17 protein-coding genes are annotated in these 18,153 nt (G+C 61.6%); 8 read left to right on the plus strand and 9 right to left on the minus strand.

What is annotated here, in order from left to right:
- Nucleotides 1–78 precede the first annotated feature (78 nt).
- The 6 genes from FPT15_RS00370 to bioB all read right to left on the minus strand — a co-directional run bounded on the left by FPT15_RS00370 (nt 79) and on the right by bioB (nt 5,066).
- A complete protein-coding gene (locus FPT15_RS00370) occupies nt 79–360 on the minus strand; it encodes a pyrroloquinoline quinone biosynthesis protein PqqE (RefSeq protein WP_065871814.1) in 282 nt (93 codons plus the stop codon).
- Between the two features lie 106 nt (nt 361–466).
- Nucleotides 467–1,147 carry a dethiobiotin synthase gene (bioD, locus tag FPT15_RS00375; RefSeq protein WP_145157487.1) on the minus strand — a complete coding sequence of 227 codons (681 nt, stop codon included), beginning with the start codon at nt 1,145–1,147 and terminating at the stop codon, nt 467–469.
- A complete protein-coding gene (gene bioC / locus FPT15_RS00380; protein ID WP_145157488.1) occupies nt 1,144–1,956 on the minus strand; it encodes a malonyl-ACP O-methyltransferase BioC in 813 nt (270 codons plus the stop codon). The genes bioD and bioC overlap by 4 nt, the downstream gene beginning before the upstream one ends.
- Nucleotides 1,949–2,680, minus strand: a complete 732-nt coding sequence (locus FPT15_RS00385; RefSeq protein ID WP_145157489.1) for an alpha/beta fold hydrolase — start codon at nt 2,678–2,680, stop codon at nt 1,949–1,951. Before FPT15_RS00385 ends, bioC begins: the two co-directional genes overlap by 8 nt.
- Nucleotides 2,673–3,854: an 8-amino-7-oxononanoate synthase gene (gene bioF, locus FPT15_RS00390; RefSeq protein WP_145157490.1), complete on the minus strand. Its 1,182-nt coding sequence runs from the start codon at nt 3,852–3,854 to the stop codon at nt 2,673–2,675. Before bioF ends, FPT15_RS00385 begins: the two co-directional genes overlap by 8 nt.
- Before the next feature lie 156 nt (nt 3,855–4,010).
- Nucleotides 4,011–5,066 (minus strand): biotin synthase BioB, encoded by a 1,056-nt coding sequence (gene bioB / locus FPT15_RS00395; RefSeq protein ID WP_145157491.1) that lies wholly within the window; start codon nt 5,064–5,066, stop codon nt 4,011–4,013.
- 92 nt (nt 5,067–5,158) lie between these two features.
- Between bioB and FPT15_RS00400 the strand changes: the two genes are divergently transcribed.
- From FPT15_RS00400 to rarD, 5 genes are all read left to right on the plus strand, one after another.
- Complete coding sequence (locus FPT15_RS00400; RefSeq protein ID WP_145157492.1) at nt 5,159–5,896, plus strand: ComF family protein; 738 nt, start codon at nt 5,159–5,161, stop codon at nt 5,894–5,896.
- Between the two features lie 57 nt (nt 5,897–5,953).
- Nucleotides 5,954–6,718: a TOBE domain-containing protein gene (locus tag FPT15_RS00405; RefSeq protein ID WP_145157493.1), complete on the plus strand. Its 765-nt coding sequence runs from the start codon at nt 5,954–5,956 to the stop codon at nt 6,716–6,718.
- Between the two features lie 79 nt (nt 6,719–6,797).
- Nucleotides 6,798–8,696, plus strand: coding sequence for a PhoX family phosphatase (locus FPT15_RS00410; RefSeq protein WP_145157494.1), 1,899 nt, complete (start codon nt 6,798–6,800; stop codon nt 8,694–8,696).
- A 178-nt stretch (nt 8,697–8,874) separates the two neighbouring features.
- Nucleotides 8,875–9,849 carry a serine/threonine protein kinase gene (locus tag FPT15_RS00415; RefSeq protein ID WP_106575556.1) on the plus strand — a complete coding sequence of 325 codons (975 nt, stop codon included), beginning with the start codon at nt 8,875–8,877 and terminating at the stop codon, nt 9,847–9,849.
- 194 nt (nt 9,850–10,043) lie between these two features.
- Nucleotides 10,044–10,928 carry an EamA family transporter RarD gene (rarD, locus tag FPT15_RS00420; RefSeq protein WP_145157495.1) on the plus strand — a complete coding sequence of 295 codons (885 nt, stop codon included), beginning with the start codon at nt 10,044–10,046 and terminating at the stop codon, nt 10,926–10,928.
- A 222-nt stretch (nt 10,929–11,150) separates the two neighbouring features.
- Here rarD and FPT15_RS00425 read toward each other — a convergent pair whose 3' ends face one another.
- Nucleotides 11,151–11,663, minus strand: coding sequence for a glycine cleavage system protein R (locus FPT15_RS00425; protein ID WP_145157496.1), 513 nt, complete (start codon nt 11,661–11,663; stop codon nt 11,151–11,153).
- A 388-nt stretch (nt 11,664–12,051) separates the two neighbouring features.
- Between FPT15_RS00425 and FPT15_RS00430 the strand changes: the two genes are divergently transcribed.
- Entirely contained in the window at nt 12,052–14,229 is a 2,178-nt protein-coding gene (locus FPT15_RS00430) for a malate synthase G (protein WP_145157497.1), read from the plus strand.
- 61 nt (nt 14,230–14,290) lie between these two features.
- On the opposite strand, the gene FPT15_RS00435 is transcribed toward FPT15_RS00430, so the two are convergent.
- Together FPT15_RS00435 and FPT15_RS00440 are read right to left on the minus strand one after the other, a co-directional pair.
- The gene (locus FPT15_RS00435) at nt 14,291–14,659 is read right to left on the minus strand and encodes a hypothetical protein (RefSeq protein ID WP_145157499.1); all 369 of its coding nucleotides are present in this window, start codon (nt 14,657–14,659) and stop codon (nt 14,291–14,293) included.
- Between the two features lie 131 nt (nt 14,660–14,790).
- Nucleotides 14,791–15,237 (minus strand): response regulator, encoded by a 447-nt coding sequence (locus FPT15_RS00440; RefSeq protein WP_145157501.1) that lies wholly within the window; start codon nt 15,235–15,237, stop codon nt 14,791–14,793.
- A gap of 246 nt (nt 15,238–15,483) precedes the next feature.
- Between FPT15_RS00440 and FPT15_RS00445 the strand changes: the two genes are divergently transcribed.
- Nucleotides 15,484–17,418, plus strand: coding sequence for a putative nucleotidyltransferase substrate binding domain-containing protein (locus FPT15_RS00445; RefSeq protein WP_145157503.1), 1,935 nt, complete (start codon nt 15,484–15,486; stop codon nt 17,416–17,418).
- Complete coding sequence (locus FPT15_RS00450; RefSeq protein ID WP_145157505.1) at nt 17,415–18,122, plus strand: PolC-type DNA polymerase III; 708 nt, start codon at nt 17,415–17,417, stop codon at nt 18,120–18,122. The genes FPT15_RS00445 and FPT15_RS00450 overlap by 4 nt, the downstream gene beginning before the upstream one ends.
- Nucleotides 18,123–18,153: the final 31 nt, after the last annotated feature.

Here is an 18,153-nt window from a genome sequence, read left to right on the forward strand (position 1 = left end):
ACCAAGGGGGGCCGAGTAGAAGCTGTCGCAGGCAAGCCAGCTCTCACACAAGAGCCGGCATACCTGGAAAGAGAGGGGTTAAGCGTAGGTATCGATCAGCGTGCCCAGCATTTCATCCGAAGCCTTGGCGACTTTGACGCCCAGCTCCACTTGAAACTTGCCTTGAGCCATTTCAACCATGTTGCTCGCCGAGTTGGATGGCTGGGCACGGTCGTTGGCTTGTAGACGGTCGCTTTGTGCGTCCGATGGCTGGGTGGTCGCGGCGCTGGCAATCTTGCCGGCGGCCTGGTCGACGCGGTTCTGCCCGGCCTGAATCGTGCTCAGCCCCGAATAAAACGCGCTGCTTCCAGAGATTTCCATGGCGTAAGCCTGCCTTTAGAGAATCGTGAACCTGAATTGAAGCAGACATCCCGGCAAAACGCCCGTCAAAAACACTAATGGCATAATGCCTTAGCGATAGCCAAAATCAGTCAAGCAGGTCCAGTTCCAGGTATTCGGCGACGGCTTCGGCGCTGGCCTGCTTGAGTTTTGGCACGCGCCCAAGGCAAGGCGCAGGTAACCGCTCAGCCAGGGTGGCGAGGTTCTCTTCCAGACGAGAGGTCTTGGGGTCGATGATATTCGCCACCCAGCCTGCCAACGGCAAGCCGTCTCGCGCTATGGCTTCCGCGGTGAGCAACGCATGGCTGATACAGCCCAGACGCACGCCCACCACCAGGATCACCGGCAGCTTGAGCGCCTTGGCCAGGTCCGACAGGTTGTCCTGATCGGCCAAGGGCACCCGCCAGCCACCCGCGCCTTCAATCAAGGTGAAATCCGCCTGCCGCGCCAGAATCTGCTGCATCGGTTTCAACAGCGATTGCACCGTCAGCGCCACGCCCGCCTCCCGCGCCGCCAGGTGCGGTGCAATCGCGGGCTCGAACGCCGCCGGGTTGACCTCGGCATAGCTCAACGGCAACGAACACTCAGCCAACAGCGCCAAGGCATCGGCATTGCGTAATCCTTTGGGGGTGACCTGGCAACCCGAAGCCACGGGCTTGCCAGCGGCGGTGCTTTTACCCGCAAGCCTTGCGGCGTGCAGCAGGCCGGCGGCAATGGTGGTCTTGCCAACATCGGTGTCGGTGCCGGTGATGAAGTAAGCGGCGCTCATAGAGGTTTCTCCAGTACGGCATACACCACTTGGTACGTGGCGGGCAGGCCTTGGGCCTGACGGAACTGCTCGTAAGCGCCCACCAGTGCAACAATCCTCGCGCGCCCCGTCAACCCTCCCGGGCGGCCCGGGTTCAGGTTATGCGCGCCCAATGCTTTGAGCTCGTGAGTCAGGCTGCGCACATCCGGGTAATGCAGCACGTGCGGCCGGCGCTCCAGGCTCACCACCCGCAAGCCGCTGGCGGCGCACAGCTGTTGATAAGCCTCAAAAGTGCGGAAGCGATTGACGTGCACCAGGCCATCCGCGGCCCGCCAGCTTTCGCGTAGCTCACTCAGCGTGCCCACGCACAAGCTGGCAAACGCCAACACCCCGCCGGGTTGCAGCACGCGATAAGCCTCGCGGAGCACGGCGTCAAAATTTGCACACCACTGCACCGCCAGGCTGGAGAAGATCAGCCCGCAACTGTTGCCCTGTAACGGCAGGCGTTCAGCATCACCGGCAATAAAGTGCTGCGCGCCGCCCAATGGCCGCGCGTGGTTGAGCATGCCTTCGGCAATATCCACCGCCACGCCCTGGCTGGCGGGCAATCGCTCGCCCAGCACGCGGCTGAAAAAACCGGTGCCCGAGCCCAGGTCCAGCCAGCGTTGCGGCGCGGCGCCCGTCGGCAGGCGAGCCAACAGCTCGTAACCCACTGCGCGCTGCAACGCGGCCACGCTGTCGTAACTGGCGGCGGCGCGGGAGAAAGACGCCGCCACCTGGCGCTTGTCCGGCAAGGCGCCCGGCAGTGTTGGGTGGGATAAATCAGTCATCAACGCACTCGTGCAAAAAAGCCTGGATGGCCCCCGCTACACCGTGAGGGTCTTCCAGAAGAAAAGCGTGACCGGCCTGTTCAATCAGGCCGATTTCTACATCGGGGAGCAGCGCCAGCAAGTCGCCAGCCGCCTGCGCGGGCACCAGACCATCCAAGCCAGCGAACAGATGCAACTGTGGGCCGCGATAGCCGAGCAAGGCTTCGCGGGTATCCAGTTGAGCCAGCAACTCAAGGCCGGTCATCAATTCGCTGGAAGGCGTATTCGGCGCGCCGCTGACCAACAAACGCGAGAGCCCGCGCGGGTCTTGCGTCCCCTTGGCACACAGCAGGCCGAAGCGTTTGAGGGTGACCTGGGAGTCGGCATGGCAGCCGGCGAGAAACGCATCGAACGTCTCAGCCGGCATCGCGCTGGGCCACCCGGCATGGGCGACAAAACACGGGTTGCTCGCCAACGTCAGCAAGCCGCAGCAACGTTCGCCGCGGCGCGCCGCCAGCTCCGACGCGAGCATGCCGCCCAGGGACCAACCACCCAGCCAGGCGTTGTCGGGCAGCGTGGCGTCGAGTTCGTCGAGCCATTCACCCAAGTCACTCGATTGCAGCGTCGGCAATGGCTCGATCTGCACCTGCAGGTGTTCGTCGAGGCCGCGCAAGGCTGCGGCCAAGGGCTCCAGTGGCGATACGCCAAGGCCCCAGCCGGGCAGCACTATCAGTCGATCACGCATGGTCGGGCTCCATGGCGCCTAACAAGCGGAAACACTCTTCCAATGCGTTTAACAATAGCTGCACCTGCGCCGCGCTGTGGGCCGCCGTCAACGTCACGCGCAAACGCGCACCGCCGGCAGGTACGGTGGGCGGCCGGATCGCGGTGACCATCAGGCCACGCTCGCGCAGCAGCTGCGACAGACGCACGGCGCGGGCACTGTCGCCAATCAGGATGGGCTGGATCGGCGTGAAGCTGTCCATCAGGTCCAGGCCGAGCTGTTCGGCGCCCCGGCGGAACTGGCGGATCAGGCCATTGAGATGCTCGCGTCGCCAATGCTCGGTGCGCAGCAGCTCCAGGCTTTTCAAAGTTGCGCAGGCCAACGCCGGCGGTTGGCTGGTGGTGTAGATGTAAGGCCGGGCGAACTGGATCAGGCTTTCGATCAGCTCTTCGCTGCCCGCCACAAACGCTCCGGCGGTGCCAAAGGCTTTGCCCAGCGTGCCGACCAGCACCGGCACATCCTCCTGGCTCAAGCCGAAATGCTCGACGATCCCGCCGCCAGTGGCACCCAGCGGGCCGAAGCCGTGAGCATCATCCACCATCAACCAGGCGCCTTTGGCCTTGGTTTCACGGGCCAGCGCGGGCAGGTCGGCCAGATCGCCGTCCATGCTGAAAACGCCGTCGGTGACCACCAGCGTGTTGCCGGTAGCCTTCTCCAACCGCTTGGCCAGGCTGGCGGCGTCGTTGTGTAAATAGCGGTTGAACCGCGCACCGCTGAGCAAGCCGGCATCCAGCAATGAGGCATGGTTGAGACGGTCTTGCAGCACCGTGTCGCCCTGCCCCACCAGCGCCGTGACGGCGCCGAGGTTGGCCATGTAGCCGGTGGTGAACAGTAACGCGCGCGGGCGCCCGGTCAGGTCGGCCAGGGCTTCTTCCAGTTCATGGTGCGGCGTGGCATGGCCAACCACCAAGTGGGACGCGCCACCGCCCACGCCCCAACGGGACGCACCGGCGCGCCAGGCTTCGATCACGTGCGGGTGATTGGCCAGGCCCAGGTAATCGTTGTTGCAGAACGCCAGCAACGGTTGGCCGTCCACCACGACTTCAGGGCCTTGCGGGCTCTGGAGCAAAGGGCGTTGACGGTAAAGGTGTTCGGCACGACGGGCAGCGAGACGCGCGGCGAGATCAAAAGACATGCAGGCCTCGGATTAGCGGTTCAACTCGGTCAAAAATGTGGGAGCGGGCTTGCTCGCGAATGCGGTGCGTCAGTCAACCTATCTTTCACTGATCCACCGCATTCGCGAGCAAGCCCGCTCCCACATTTGGAATGCATTCCAAATAGGGGATCGGCGTCAAACCACGGCGTTATAAAACTGCTCGCTGCTCTTCTGTTCCACCAGCGCCTGCTCGATCGCCGCCTGATGCACTTCATCGGCATGCTCTTCACGGGCTTCCGGCAGGATGCCCAGGCGCGCAAACAGCTGCATGTCCTTGTCAGCCTGCGGGTTGGCGGTGGTCAGCAGCTTGTCGCCGTAGAAGATCGAGTTGGCGCCGGCAAAGAACGCCAGGGCCTGCATCTGCTCGTTCATGGCTTCGCGGCCGGCGGACAGGCGCACGTGCGACTGCGGCATCAGGATGCGCGCCACGGCGAGCATGCGGATGAAGTCGAACGGGTCGATGTCATCGGCGTTTTCCAGCGGCGTACCGGCCACCTTCACCAGCATGTTGATCGGCACCGACTCCGGATGCTCCGGCAGGTTGGCCAGCTGGATCAGCAGGTTGGCGCGGTCGTCGAGGGACTCGCCCATGCCGAGGATGCCACCCGAGCAGATCTTCATGCCCGAATCGCGCACATAGGCCAGGGTTTGCAGGCGCTCGCTGTAAGTGCGCGTGGTGATGATCGAACCGTAGAACTCAGGCGAGGTGTCGAGGTTGTGGTTGTAGTAGTCGAGGCCGGCCTGGGCCAGGGCCTCGGTCTGGTCCTGGTCGAGACGGCCGAGCGTCATGCAGGTTTCCAGGCCCATGGCCTTCACGCCTTTGACCATTTCGAGCACGTACGGCATGTCTTTGGCCGACGGGTGTTTCCACGCGGCGCCCATGCAGAAGCGGGTCGAACCAATAGCCTTGGCGCGGGCGGCCTCTTCGAGGACCTTCTGCACTTCCATCAGCTTTTCTTTTTCCAGGCCAGTGTTGTAGTGGCCCGACTGCGGACAATATTTGCAATCTTCCGGGCAGGCGCCGGTTTTGATCGACAGCAACGTCGACACCTGCACGCGGTTGGCGTCGAAATGCGCGCGGTGCACGGTCTGCGCCTGGAACAACAGGTCATTGAAAGGCTGCACAAACAGCGCTTTGACTTCGGCTAAGGACCAATCGTGACGCAGGGTGGCAGTGGTGCTGGCGCTCATGGGCGATTCCTTGATTATGCTTGGGCTTTCGCTGCGGGAAGGGCAATACCCACAGTCACGACACGGATGCTCGGCATATTTAAGGAAGATTCATGCACTGTCAACCAGGATACAAACGCGAGGTTTACATCTGGCTAAAAAACAACCAGACGTGTTTAGTTTGCGATGAAGCCACAGAATCGGCCGATTGTGTGTGCAACGTCTGCGAAACAGAGCTGCCATGGTTGCTGGCGCAATGCGAGGTGTGCGCCTTGCCGCTGCCAACCAGCGGTTTGATCTGCGGCCAATGCCTGAAAAACCCGCCTGCGTTTAAACACGTCGTCGCACCGTGGTCTTTCAGCTTTCCGGTCGACACCCTGATCAGCCGCTTCAAGCATCAGTCACGCTGGCCCCTCGGCCACCTGCTCGCGCGCCTGCTGGGGCATCACCTGCAACACCGTTTTGACAACGCCGAACTCGAGCGCCCCGACTGCCTGCTGCCCGTGCCCCTGGCGCGTAAGCGCCTGCGCGAACGCGGCTTCAACCAAGCGCTGATGCTGTCACGCTGGCTGAGTGAACAGCTTGATATCCCGCACGATGACCACCTGTTGTTACGCCCCCATGAAACCGTCGCGCAACAAGCCCTCGACGCCAAAACCCGCAAACGCAACCTGCTCGCCGCGTTTGCACTGGCTCCCGACGCTCAGGTGCAAGGCCGCCACCTGGCGCTGGTCGACGACGTACTGACCACCGGCGCCACCGCCCACAGCCTGGCGCGGTTGCTGATGGACGCGGGGGCGCGGCAAGTCGATGTGTACTGCCTGGCACGCACACCTAAACCCGGGGCATGACTTGACTCGCGTGCGCCACGCCTGCAACGTCCGCTGACCTTATAGAAGCGTATCCACATGTCTCTGCCGACCTCGCTCAGCCAACACATCATCCGCCGCCCCCAGCGCATCGCCTTGCTGGCGCACATCGCCGAGCAAGGCTCGATCACCCGTGCGGCCAAAAGCGCCGGTTTGAGTTACAAGGCCGCCTGGGATGCCATCGACGAGCTGAACAATCTGGCGCAAAAACCGCTGGTGGAACGCAGCGTCGGCGGCAAAGGCGGCGGCGGCGCCAAGCTGACGGCCGAGGGTGAGCGCGTGCTGCGCCTTTACCAGCGTTTGCAAGTGTTGCAGGCCCAGGTGCTGGGCTCGGATGAAGACGCGAGCGACTTCAACCTGCTCGGCCGGCTGATGCTGCGCACCAGCGCGCGCAACCAATTGCACGGCCGGGTCATCGCGATTGAAAGCCATGGCCGCAATGACATGATCCGCCTGCAACTGTCGGGCGACTTGAGCCTGAGCGCACAGATCACCCACGACAGCACGCAGCGCCTGGAACTCGAGGCCGGCGTTGAAGTGGTCGCCTTGATCAAGGCCGGCTGGCTGGAGTTGCTCGGCCTGGAGCAGGCAGCAACACCTGGACACAATTGCATGAGCGGTGTGATCGAGACGATTCTCGACGCCGAGGATGGCCCCAGCGAGGTGCGCATCACCCTGCCCAACGGCCAGGTTTTATGCGCCCTGGCGCAGCCCGCCGCGCTCAAGGCACTGAAGGCCGCCGAGGGCCAGCCAATTCAGGTGCAGTTCTCGCCCAGCAACGTGTTGCTCGGCACGCCGGTGTAGCGCGAGGGCTACTTCAAACTGCAACAATTTCGTCACGCGCGCTCCTTAAGGTGTCTGCAAAAACCGCAGGGAGCCTGAAATGAGCCTATTAGAAGACAACCAAGCCACCGACCTCGAACAGATGGTCGGCCTCACCCGCCGCCGTTTCATCGGCGCGGGGGCCTTGTGCGGCGCCGCGATGTTCCTCGGCGGCAACCTGCTGAGCCGCAGCGCCCTGGCTGTCAACGCCGCGTCCAGCAGCCCGTTGCTGGGCTTCCCCAGCATCGCCGCCGACACCCGCGACGCCATCAGCCTGCCACCCGGCTACAGTGCTTCGGTGCTGATCAGCTGGGGCCAGCCATTGCACAAAAACGCGCCGGCGTTCGACCCCTCTGGCAACGGCAGCGCCAAGGCCCAGGAGCAACAGTTCGGTGACAACAACGACGGGATGAGCCTGTTCGCCTTCCCCGGTGACACCAACCGCGCGCTGATGGCGATCAACAACGAATACACCAATTACCGTTACCTCTACGCCCACGGCGGCGCGCCGCAATCGGCCGAAGACGTGCACAAGGCTCAGGCCAGTGAAGGCGTGTCGGTGATCGAAGTGCGGCGCACGGGCGACACCTGGCAGTTCGTGCAGGACTCGCGCTACAACCGGCGCATCCACGGCAACTCGCCGATCCGCCTGAGCGGTCCGGCGGCGGGTCACGACTGGCTGAAAACCCGCGCCGACAAAACCGGTAAAAAAGTCCTCGGCACCTTCCAGAACTGCGCCAACGGCAAGACCCCGTGGGGCACCTATCTGACGTGCGAAGAGAACTTCACCGACTGCTTTGGCAGCAGCAACCCACAACAGGCCTTCGACGCCGGGCAAAAACGCTATGGCGTGGTGGCAGCCAGCAAAGAGATCAACTGGCATCAACACGACCCGCGTTTCGACATGGCCAAGAACCCCAATGAACTCAACCGCCATGGCTGGGTAGTGGAAATCGACCCATTCGACCCGCAATCCACTCCGACCAAACGCACCGCCCTGGGCCGCTTCAAGCACGAAAATGCCGCCCTGGCTGAAACCCGCGATGGCCGCGCCGTGGTGTACATGGGCGATGACGAGCGCGGCGAGTTTATCTACAAGTTCGTCAGCCGCGACAAGATCAACCACAAGAACCCCAAGGCCAACAAAGACCTGCTCGACCACGGCACCTTGTATGTGGCGATCTTCGACGCAGGCGACGGCAACGCCGACCACCCCAAGGGCACCGGCCAATGGGTCGAACTCAGCCATGGCAAAAACGGCATCGACGCCAGCACCGGTTTCACCAGCCAGGCCGAAGTGCTGATCCACGCGCGCCTGGCCGCCAGCGTGGTCAAGGCCACGCGCATGGACCGCCCGGAATGGATCGTGGTCAGCCCTACCGACGGCCAGGTCTATTGCACCCTCACCAACAACGCCAAACGTGGTGAAGAAGGTCAGCCGGTAGGCGGCCCGAACCCGCGTGAGAAAAATGTCTACGGCCAGATCCTGCGCTGGAAAGCCGATGCCGATAACCATGGCTCCAACACGTTTTCCTGGGACCTGTTTGTAGTGGCCGGCAACCCCGGTGTGCATGCCGGCACACCGAAGGGCGGCTCGTCCAATATCAACCCGCAAAACATGTTCAACAGCCCGGACGGCCTGGGTTTCGACAAGGCCGGACGCCTGTGGATTCTCACCGATGGCGACTACAGCAACGCGGGTGATTTCGCCGGCATGGGCAACAACCAGATGCTCTGCGCCGACCCGAGCACCGGGGAAATCCGCCGGTTCATGGTCGGGCCAGTGGCGTGCGAGGTCACCGGCATCAGTTTTTCGCCGGATCAGAAGACGCTGTTTGTGGGCATTCAGCACCCGGGTGAAACCGGCGGTTCGACCTGGCCGGAGCATCTGCCGAACGGCAAGCCGCGTTCGTCGGTGATGGCGATTCGGCGCGATGATGGTGGGATTGTCGGCGCCTGATAGGCCCAATCGGGGGCAAGCCCCCTCCCACACTTGACCGCGTTTCTACAGGTTAAACGCGGTCTGCTGTGGGAGGGGGCTTGCCCCCGATGAGGCCAGTACAGACACCACCTATCTATCGCCGTGTGCGTTACCATACCGGGCCGGACGCGGCGCCCTGCTGCGCGCAGGAGTTCGCATGGCCCATCCGTTTGAAACACTCACCCCCGACCTGGTTCTCGACGCTGTCGAAAGTATCGGCTTCCTCAGCGATGCTCGCATTCTGGCGCTCAACAGCTACGAAAACCGCGTCTACCAAGTGGGTATCGAAGACTCTGAACCGCTGATCGCCAAGTTCTATCGGCCGCAGCGCTGGACCAACGAAGCGATTCTTGAAGAACACCGTTTCACCTTCGAACTGGCCGAGTGCGAAGTACCGGTGGTCGCCCCGTTGATCCACAACGGCGAAAGCCTGTTCGAACACGCAGGTTTCCGCTTCACCCTGTTTCCGCGCCGCGGTGGCCGTGCGCCGGAGCCGGGCAATCTTGATCAGCTGTATCGCCTGGGTCAGCTGCTTGGCCGTTTGCACGCCGTCGGCTCAACGCGCCCGTTCGAACACCGCGAGGCATTGGGGGTGAAGAACTTCGGTCACGACTCCCTCACGACCTTGCTGGAAGGCAACTTCATTCCGAAAAGCCTGCTGCCAGCCTACGAGTCCGTGGCCCGCGACCTGCTCAAGCGCGTGGAGGAGGTCTACAAAGCCACGCCGCACAAGAACATCCGCATGCACGGCGACTGCCACCCCGGCAACATGATGTGCCGCGACGAGATGTTCCATATCGTCGACCTGGATGACTGCCGCATGGGCCCGGCCGTACAGGATTTGTGGATGATGCTCGCCGGTGATCGGCAGGAATGCCTGGGCCAGCTGTCGGAATTGATGGACGGCTATCAGGAGTTTCACGACTTCGACCCACGCGAACTGGCCTTGATCGAGCCCCTGCGCGCCTTGCGCCTGATGCACTACAGCGCCTGGCTGGCGCGGCGCTGGGATGACCCGGCGTTCCCTCACAGCTTCCCGTGGTTCGGCAGCGAACGCTATTGGGGCGACCAGGTGTTGGCGTTGCGTGAACAACTGTCGGCGCTCAATGAAGAACCGCTGAAACTGTTCTGACCCTGCCGCTAGGCCTTGTGGGGGCTGGCTTGTCGGGTCGCGGCATCGCTGCGATGCAGGCACTTCGGTGTATCAGTCACGTTGAGGTGATGCCATCGCAGGCAAGCCAGCTCCCACAGAAAAGCAGCGTCCCATCGCCTGACAAAAATCCTTACAATTGCGCCTTTGTCAGCTGCCTATGCAAGGATTCCGCAATGCAACCCGCCAACCCCCGCAAGGGTTACATCCTGGGCCTGAGCGCCTATGTCATCTGGGGCCTGTTCCCGATCTATTTCAAAGCCATCGCCAGCGTTCCCGCCGCCGAAATCATTGTGCACCGCGTGCTGTGGTCGGCGCTGTTTGGCGGTTTGCTGTTGATGGTATGGAAACACCCGGGCTGGTTTCGTGAACTGCGCGATAACCCCAAGCGCCTGGCGATTCTGGCACTGAGCGGTGCGTTGATTGCCGCCAACTGGCTGACGTATGTGTGGTCGGTCAACAGCGGGCGCATGCTCGAAGCGAGCCTGGGTTATTACATCAACCCGCTGGTGAATGTGCTGCTGGGCATGCTGATTCTCGGCGAACGCCTGCGGCGCTTGCAGTGGATGGCCGTCGGGCTGGCGGCGGTGGGTGTGGCGCAGCAGGTATGGCAGGTGGGCAGTTTGCCGTGGGTGTCGCTGGTGCTGGCGCTGACCTTTGGCTTTTACGGGCTGATCCGCAAGCAGGCGCCCGTCAAGGCGCTACCGGGGTTGGTGGTGGAAACCTGGATGCTGGTGCCGATCGCTGTCGCCTGGCTGCTGTTCAACCCGTCGGCGCACAGCGCACAGCTTGAGTTTTGGGGCACTTCCGAAGCCTGGTGGCTGGTGGCGGCCGGCCCGGTCACGCTGATCCCACTGGTGTGTTTCAACGCTGCTGCGCGGCATTTGCCCTACACCGCCCTGGGTTTTTTGCAGTATGTGGCGCCCACCCTGGTGCTGTTGGAAGCGGTGTTCCTGTTCGGCGAACACTTGGCCACCAGCACGCTGATCGCGTTCGCGTTTATCTGGGCCGGCCTGGTGGTCTACAGCCTGGACGCCTGGCTGACCCTCCGCAAACGCTGATCAAATAACGTACAAACCTCTGCAAGCCACAGCGGGCCTGGCTTGCAGACATCAACCCCAAGGTTATCCACAACCTGATCCCCGCCATTTGTGCACAAGCCCTTGAAACTGCTCGTTTTTTGCTCAACTCGAGAAGAAGCCCGGCCGACGTGGCCTGGCGCCGGGTCTCTACAGGTTATCCACAGGCCCATGCAAGATTTCCATGCATAACCCTGTGGGCCGTTATTCTTCGTGGTGTAACTCGACCATCAAGTCATCCGCCAGGGTTTCCAGGGACAGTTGCAAGGTATCCAGGGATAACGCTGTCGGCACCTGCAGCAATGCCTCGGCGGTAAACAACGGATCACCGCTCATGGGCGCCGGGCGCACATCCGTGCTCAGGCTTTCAAGGTTCACCCCCTGTTTGCTCAACAGCGCCGTGATCTCGCGCACGATGCCCGAACGGTCGTTACCCACCAGCGTCATCAGGATCGCCTTGGACGCCGCGGTCTGCCCTGAACTGCCCTCACCCACCAGCACGCGAATGCCGTGTGTGGATAAGTCCTCCAGCGCGTTCACCAAACCCTGACGACTTTCGGCGGGAACACTGACCCGCAGGATCCCGGCAAACTGCCCGGCCATGTGCGCCATTCGGCTCTCCAGCCAGTTGCCATCGTGGGCGGCAATATTCTGCGCAATGCGTTCAACCAAGCCGGGTTTGTCGGCGGCAATAATAGTGAGTACAAGATGGTCCATGGCGAAGCCCTCTGAATTCAATCTACAAGGTGGACGCAGGCGCCCTCGAAAACAAATCGTGTACCATTTTTATATTTATCTGGAACAATCTGATAGTTTTTTGAGAACATCCAATACCCCACTGTGACCGCACGACCAAAGTGGGTCGCTAAACGACGTATTTAGTCAAATTTTCACAACCGCAACTCATCATGTAGTATGCAAAACCGCGCACTACATAACGTTAGGTCGATGTCTGCCAAGGCACCAACGTATCGCGACAACCCGCCAGCCCAGCCGCCTTAACGGCATGTACTGGGGGATCGGGTTCGTGGTTTAAATGGCCAGAGGCTTCATTGGTAAATTGAAAAGCTGAAAAGCGCATAAGCTCCGCAGAGTGAGGCAAGCAATGACTGAACACGTTCAAGTCGGTGGCCTGCAGGTCGCCAAAGTCCTGTTCGACTTCGTGAACAACGAAGCCATTCCCGGTACCGGCATAACTGCCGACCAGTTCTGGGCCGGCGCCGACAAGGTCATTCACGACCTGGCACCGAAGAACAAAGCCCTACTCGCCAAACGCGACGATTTCCAGGCGCGGATCGATACCTGGCACCAGACCCACGCCGGCCAGGCCCACGACCCGGTGGCCTACAAAGCCTTCCTGCAAGACATCGGATACCTGCTGCCAGAAGCCGCAGACTTCCAGGCCTCGACCCAAAACGTCGATGACGAAATCGCCCGCATGGCCGGCCCTCAGCTGGTTGTGCCGGTGATGAACGCCCGTTTCGCCCTCAACGCATCCAACGCGCGTTGGGGCTCGCTGTATGACGCGCTGTATGGCACCGACGCTATCAGCGAAGCCGACGGCGCCGAGAAGGGTAAGGGCTACAACAAAGTGCGCGGCGACAAGGTGATTGCCTTCGCCCGTGCTTTCCTCGACGAAGCCGCGCCGCTCAGCGCCGGCAGCCATGTCGATTCCACCGGCTACAAGATCGCTGATGGCAAGCTCATCGTCAGCCTCAAAGGCGGCAGCAACAGCGGCCTGCGCGATGATGCACAACTGATCGGTTTCCAGGGGCCGGCGGACCAGCCGATCGCCATTTTGCTGAAACACAACGGCCTGCATTTCGAGATCCAGATCGACGCCAGCACACCTGTCGGCCAGACCGATGCGGCCGGCGTCAAAGACGTGCTGATGGAAGCCGCGCTGACCACCATCATGGACTGCGAAGACTCCGTCGCCGCCGTGGATGCCGATGACAAAGTGGTGATCTACCGCAACTGGCTCGGCCTGATGAAGGGCGACCTGGCCGAAGAAGTGGCCAAGGGCGGCAAGACCTTCACCCGTACCATGAACCCCGACCGCGTCTACACCGGCGTGGATGGCCAGGACGTGACCTTGCACGGCCGTTCGCTGCTGTTCGTGCGCAACGTTGGCCACTTGATGACCATCGACGCGATCCTCGACAAAGACGGCAACGAAGTACCGGAAGGCATTCTCGACGGTCTGCTCACCAGCCTGGCGGCAATCCACAGCCTCAACGGCACCAGCAGCCGCAAGAACAGCCGCACCGGCTCCGTGTACATCGTTAAACCGAAAATGCACGGCCCGGAAGAAGCTGCGTTCACCAACGAGCTGTTTGGCCGTATCGAAGACGTGCTGAACCTGCCGCGCAACACGCTCAAAGTCGGGATCATGGACGAGGAGCGCCGCACCACGATCAACCTCAAGGCCTGCATCAAGGCTGCCAGCGAGCGTGTGGTGTTTATCAACACCGGCTTCCTCGACCGCACTGGCGACGAAATCCACACCTCCATGGAAGCCGGTGCGATGGTGCGCAAGGCGGCCATGAAGGCCGAGAAATGGATCGGCGCCTACGAGAACTGGAACGTCGATATCGGCCTGAGCACCGGCCTGCAAGGGCGTGCGCAGATCGGCAAAGGCATGTGGGCGATGCCCGACCTGATGGCGGCGATGCTTGAACAGAAAATCGCTCACCCACTGGCCGGCGCCAACACCGCTTGGGTACCTTCGCCCACGGCGGCTGCACTGCACGCGCTGCATTACCACAAGGTCGATGTGTTCGCGCGTCAGGCCGAACTGGCCAAACGCGAGCGCGCGTCGGTGGACGATATCCTGACCATTCCTCTGGCCAGTAACACCGATTGGTCCGATGAAGAAATCCGCAACGAGCTGGACAACAATGCCCAAGGCATCCTTGGTTATGTTGTGCGCTGGATCGATCAAGGCGTCGGCTGCTCGAAAGTGCCAGACATCAATGACGTCGGCTTGATGGAAGACCGCGCCACCCTGCGCATCTCCAGCCAGCACATCGCCAACTGGCTGCGCCATGGCATCGTCAACGAAACCCAAGTGATGGAAAGCCTCAAGCGCATGGCGCCGGTGGTAGACCGTCAAAATGCGGGGGATGCCCTGTATCGCCCCTTGGCGCCGGATTTCGACAGCAACATCGCGTTCCAGGCAGCGGTGGAGTTGGTGATTGAAGGGACCAAGCAACCCAATGGTTACACCGAGCCGGTGTTACACCGTCGGCGCCGTGAGTTCAAAGCCAAAATGGGTGTGTAACTAGCGAATGGAGACGTCCCTGATCAAAAGATCAGGGACTGATCCTGCAAGAGCAATCAAGTCACGGATAGAGGTAGTTCAACTCAGCCGTCCCCTTGATCTCCAGGTCGCGCCTTCCATCGTTAAACTTCCCACTGAACGTATATTTTAAGTTGTCGGTTGAGTTGGCGGACGTCACTTCAACCGTACCGGCAACAGGCAGAAGCATATCGCCCATGCTGCATCCGAATCTGGAATCAGCCTCCTCGAACTTGTACGTCGTGGTGCCATCCTCGATGGCGGGAACAAATGACATCGAGACTGAAGTACGGGTCGCAGAATCTGTACTTTGAAAGTGATTACTGTCACCCGAAACGCTCGTGGAGCTGGTGGTGCGTAAAAGCTTACCGTTGTGGAAAATGTCCGCTTTAATCTTGCCAGCGATTTTCATGACTGACTCCTGGTGGTGAGTGAAGGGGGCGACCATTCCCGACCGCCGCGCACTCATCCAGTAAACAGCCCCACCTATTGCTTGCCTACTGTCAGAATTGACAGTGCTCGCCTGATACCGACCAGTGGAAGTTACTGCGCCATTCCCAACTCGCGCTTGACCATCTTCGCCAACTTCACGCTGTCGATAGGCTTGAGCAAAAAGTCCACCACACTCAAGTGCATTGCATCGATGACATCCGGCGCTTCAGCGTCCCCGGACATGATGATGATCGGTAGCGCCGCCCGAGGAGAGCTGCGCACTTGGCGAATCAATTCCAGGCCATTGCTCGGCGCCATGCGCAGGTCGGTGATCAGCAAACCGATGGAGCTGCTGGAGCTCAACAAATCCCACGCCGCCTCTCCACTGTCGGCGGTCATGCAGCGAATGCCGTCCAGGCCCAGAATCTCCGCCAGCAATTCGCGTGCATCTTTGTCGTCGTCGACGATCAACACACGTTGTGGCGGTAAATCAGGCTCCAGCATCACAGCGCTCAGTGCCTCGCGCTCTGCATCACTCAAAATATCGTGGTCGGGCATACGTTTCTCAGCAGTTTTCATCAATCTCCCAGCACACTCGTCAGACATCTGCGGAAGGGCGAACAATGTGCACTTCGTCGGAAAGTTTGACTAGTGGGCGTTCTACGGGGTTTGCACGATAGCCATGTAAGGTTTTTCCCTAGTCGCCAATGGTTTGACCGCTACCTAGACTTACGTCCAATGGGCACCCAGGGCACGGGGGCCGACCATAAAGGACGATAACGACAAGAAACTGCGGTCACTGTTATGAGTAAAGCTGATGCTTTCACGCAGGCGGGAAAAACCGCCGTGTTGCAGAACATCCACGGCACCCTGCAATTCCTGCAACGCTTTCCCCCGTTCAACCAGATGGAAAACGCACACCTGGCGTATCTGGTCGAACAGTGCCAACTGCGCTTCTACGGCCAAGGCGACAGCATCCTCAAACCGTCGGGCGGGCCGGTGGAGCACTTTTTCATCGTCAAGCAAGGCCGCGTGGTCGGCGAGCGCCCGCTGCTCAATCAAGATGCGACGCAAACCACCTTCGAAATCACCACCGGCGAGTGTTTCCCCCTCGCTGCGCTGCTGGGCGAACGCGCGACCCGCACCGAGCACAAGGCCGCCGAAGACACCTTCTGCCTGCAACTGAACAAGCCGGCCTTTATAAAGCTGTTCGCGCTTTCGAGCCCGTTTCGCGACTTCGCCCTGCGCGGCGTCAGCAGCCTGCTGGACCAAGTGAACCAGCAGGTGCAGCAAAAAGCCGTGGAAACCCTCGGCACCCAATACTCGTTGAACACGCGCTTGGGCGAATTGGCCATGCGCCATCCGGTCACTTGCAGCCCGAGCACGCCGCTGCGCGAGGCGGTCACACTGATGCATGAGCAGCAAGTGGGCAGCATCGTGATCGTCGACGCACACAAGGCGCCTCTGGGGATTTTCACCTTGCGCGACCTGCGTCAGGTAGTGGCCGATGGCATCAGTGACTTCAATCAGGTCATCGAATGCCATATGACCCAGGCGCCGTTCTATTTGAGCCCGGACCACAGCGCCTTCGACGCCGCGATTGCCATGACCGAACGGCACATCGCCCATGTGTGTCTGGTCAAAGACCAGCGCCTGTGTGGCGTGGTCTCCGAGCGCGACCTGTTTTCCCTGCAGCGGGTGGACCTGGTGCACTTGGCGCGCACCATCCGCAATGCGCCACGCGTGGAAAACCTGGTGGCGATTCGCGGTGAGATCGGCCAATTGGTCGAACGCATGCTCGCCCATGGCGCCTCGTCCACCCAGATCACCCACATTATTACGCTGCTCAACGATCACACCGTGTGCCGGGTGATCGAACTGACCCTGGCCGACAAGGGCGACCCCGGCGTGCCGTTCAGTTGGTTGTGTTTTGGCAGCGAGGGCCGCCGCGAGCAGACGCTGTATACCGACCAGGACAACGGCATCCTGTTCGACGCCAAGGATGCCGCCGAAGCCGCCGAGATTCGCGGCCGCTTGTTGCCCTTGGCACAGCAGATCAACCAGAGCCTGGCGTTGTGCGGCTTCAGCCTGTGCAAGGGCAACATCATGGCCGGTAACCCCGAACTGTGCCTGTCGCGGGCCGAATGGGCGCGGCGCTTCGGGGCGTTTATCCGTGAGGCCACGCCGGAGAACCTGCTGGGGTCGAGCATCTATTTCGATTTGCGCGTGGTGTGGGGCGATGAACAGGGCTGCGAACAACTGCGCCAGGGCATTCTCGATCAAGTCGCGGACAACCGGCTGTTCCAACGCATGCTGGCCGAAAACGCCTTGCGTCAGCGCCCGCCGGTGGGGCGTTTCCGCGACTTTGTGCTGACGCGCAAAGGCGGCGAAAAGGCCACCCTCGACCTCAAGGTGCAGGGCCTCACGCCCTTTGTCGATGGCGCGCGCCTGCTGGCCCTGGCCAATGGCATCCACGCCAACAACACCCTGGAGCGGCTGCGCCAGTTGGTGGACAAAGAAGTCATCGAGCGATTGGACGGCGCCGCATACGAAGAGGCCTACCACTTCATCCAGCAAACCCGCATGCAGCAGCACCAACTGCAAACCCGCGAGAACCAGCCGTATTCCAACCGCGTGGACCCCGACAGCCTCAACCACCTGGACCGGCGCATCCTGCGTGAATCCCTGCGTCAGGCGCAGCGCCTGCAAAGCAGCCTGACCTTTCGGTACCAACTGTGAGTTTGTTCAGCTGGCTGCGTGCGAAAAAGCCCGGGCTCGACGCGACTCAGCAGAGGCGCCTGGCGCAGTTGCCCGCACCTGCCGTGCTGGGGGATGGCGCCTTGCGCAACCAGCGCTGGGTAGTGGTCGACCTGGAAACCAGCGGCCTGAACCTCAACCGCGACCACGTGCTGTCCATTGGCGCGGTGGTGATTGAGGACGGCGCGGTGGATTTCTCGCAAATGTTCGAGCGCACCTTGCACCGTGCCGAAACGAAGCTCAGCCCCAGCGTGCTGATTCACGGCCTGGGCCCCAGCGCCATCGCCGCCGGCACCGACCCGGTCGAGGCGCTGCTGGACTTCATGGCGTTTGTTGGCGACAGCCCGCTGCTGGCGTTCCATGCCCCTTTCGATCAACACATGCTGAGCCGCGCGCTCAAGGACAGCCTGGGCTATCGCCTGGCGCACCCGTTCCTCGACGTCGCCGACATCGCCCCGCTGCTGTGCCCCGACGCGAATATCCGTGAAGCCGGGCTGGACGACTGGATCAACCACTTCAAGCTGCAGGTCGGTGAGCGCCATCACGCCAGCGCCGACGCCCTGGCCACGGCAGAGTTGATGCTCATCCTGTTGAGCCGTGCGCGTGCGCAGCACATCGACTCCCCGCAGGCACTTCAAGCACGCGTGAGCCAATGGAAACGGCGTAAACAGGCGCCATCGTTTTAATAGCACCGCCCGACAGACGCCAATTGCGCGC

The organism is Pseudomonas sp. RGB (genome assembly GCF_007713445.1).
In the GTDB taxonomy this organism is placed as follows: Bacteria; Pseudomonadota; Gammaproteobacteria; order Pseudomonadales; family Pseudomonadaceae; genus Aquipseudomonas.

Excerpts from the sequence above, each read along its gene's own strand:
- FPT15_RS00440 (WP_145157501.1), bottom strand. The coding sequence starts at position 15,237 with ATGCCCGACCACGATATTTTGAGTGATGCAGAGCGCGAGGCACTGAGC.
- FPT15_RS00410 (WP_145157494.1), top strand. The coding sequence starts at position 6,798 with ATGAGCCTATTAGAAGACAACCAAGCCACCGACCTCGAACAGATGGTC.
- rarD (WP_145157495.1), top strand. The coding sequence starts at position 10,044 with ATGCAACCCGCCAACCCCCGCAAGGGTTACATCCTGGGCCTGAGCGCC.
- bioC (WP_145157488.1), bottom strand. The coding sequence starts at position 1,956 with ATGACTGATTTATCCCACCCAACACTGCCGGGCGCCTTGCCGGACAAG.
- bioB (WP_145157491.1), bottom strand. The coding sequence starts at position 5,066 with ATGAGCGCCAGCACCACTGCCACCCTGCGTCACGATTGGTCCTTAGCC.
- FPT15_RS00405 (WP_145157493.1), top strand. The coding sequence starts at position 5,954 with ATGTCTCTGCCGACCTCGCTCAGCCAACACATCATCCGCCGCCCCCAG.
- FPT15_RS00430 (WP_145157497.1), top strand. The coding sequence starts at position 12,052 with ATGACTGAACACGTTCAAGTCGGTGGCCTGCAGGTCGCCAAAGTCCTG.
- FPT15_RS00425 (WP_145157496.1), bottom strand. The coding sequence starts at position 11,663 with ATGGACCATCTTGTACTCACTATTATTGCCGCCGACAAACCCGGCTTG.
- FPT15_RS00400 (WP_145157492.1), top strand. The coding sequence starts at position 5,159 with ATGCACTGTCAACCAGGATACAAACGCGAGGTTTACATCTGGCTAAAA.
- FPT15_RS00385 (WP_145157489.1), bottom strand. The coding sequence starts at position 2,680 with ATGCGTGATCGACTGATAGTGCTGCCCGGCTGGGGCCTTGGCGTATCG.
- FPT15_RS00445 (WP_145157503.1), top strand. The coding sequence starts at position 15,484 with ATGAGTAAAGCTGATGCTTTCACGCAGGCGGGAAAAACCGCCGTGTTG.
- FPT15_RS00435 (WP_145157499.1), bottom strand. The coding sequence starts at position 14,659 with ATGAAAATCGCTGGCAAGATTAAAGCGGACATTTTCCACAACGGTAAG.
- FPT15_RS00415 (WP_106575556.1), top strand. The coding sequence starts at position 8,875 with ATGGCCCATCCGTTTGAAACACTCACCCCCGACCTGGTTCTCGACGCT.
- bioF (WP_145157490.1), bottom strand. The coding sequence starts at position 3,854 with ATGTCTTTTGATCTCGCCGCGCGTCTCGCTGCCCGTCGTGCCGAACAC.
- FPT15_RS00370 (WP_065871814.1), bottom strand. The coding sequence starts at position 360 with ATGGAAATCTCTGGAAGCAGCGCGTTTTATTCGGGGCTGAGCACGATT.
- bioD (WP_145157487.1), bottom strand. The coding sequence starts at position 1,147 with ATGAGCGCCGCTTACTTCATCACCGGCACCGACACCGATGTTGGCAAG.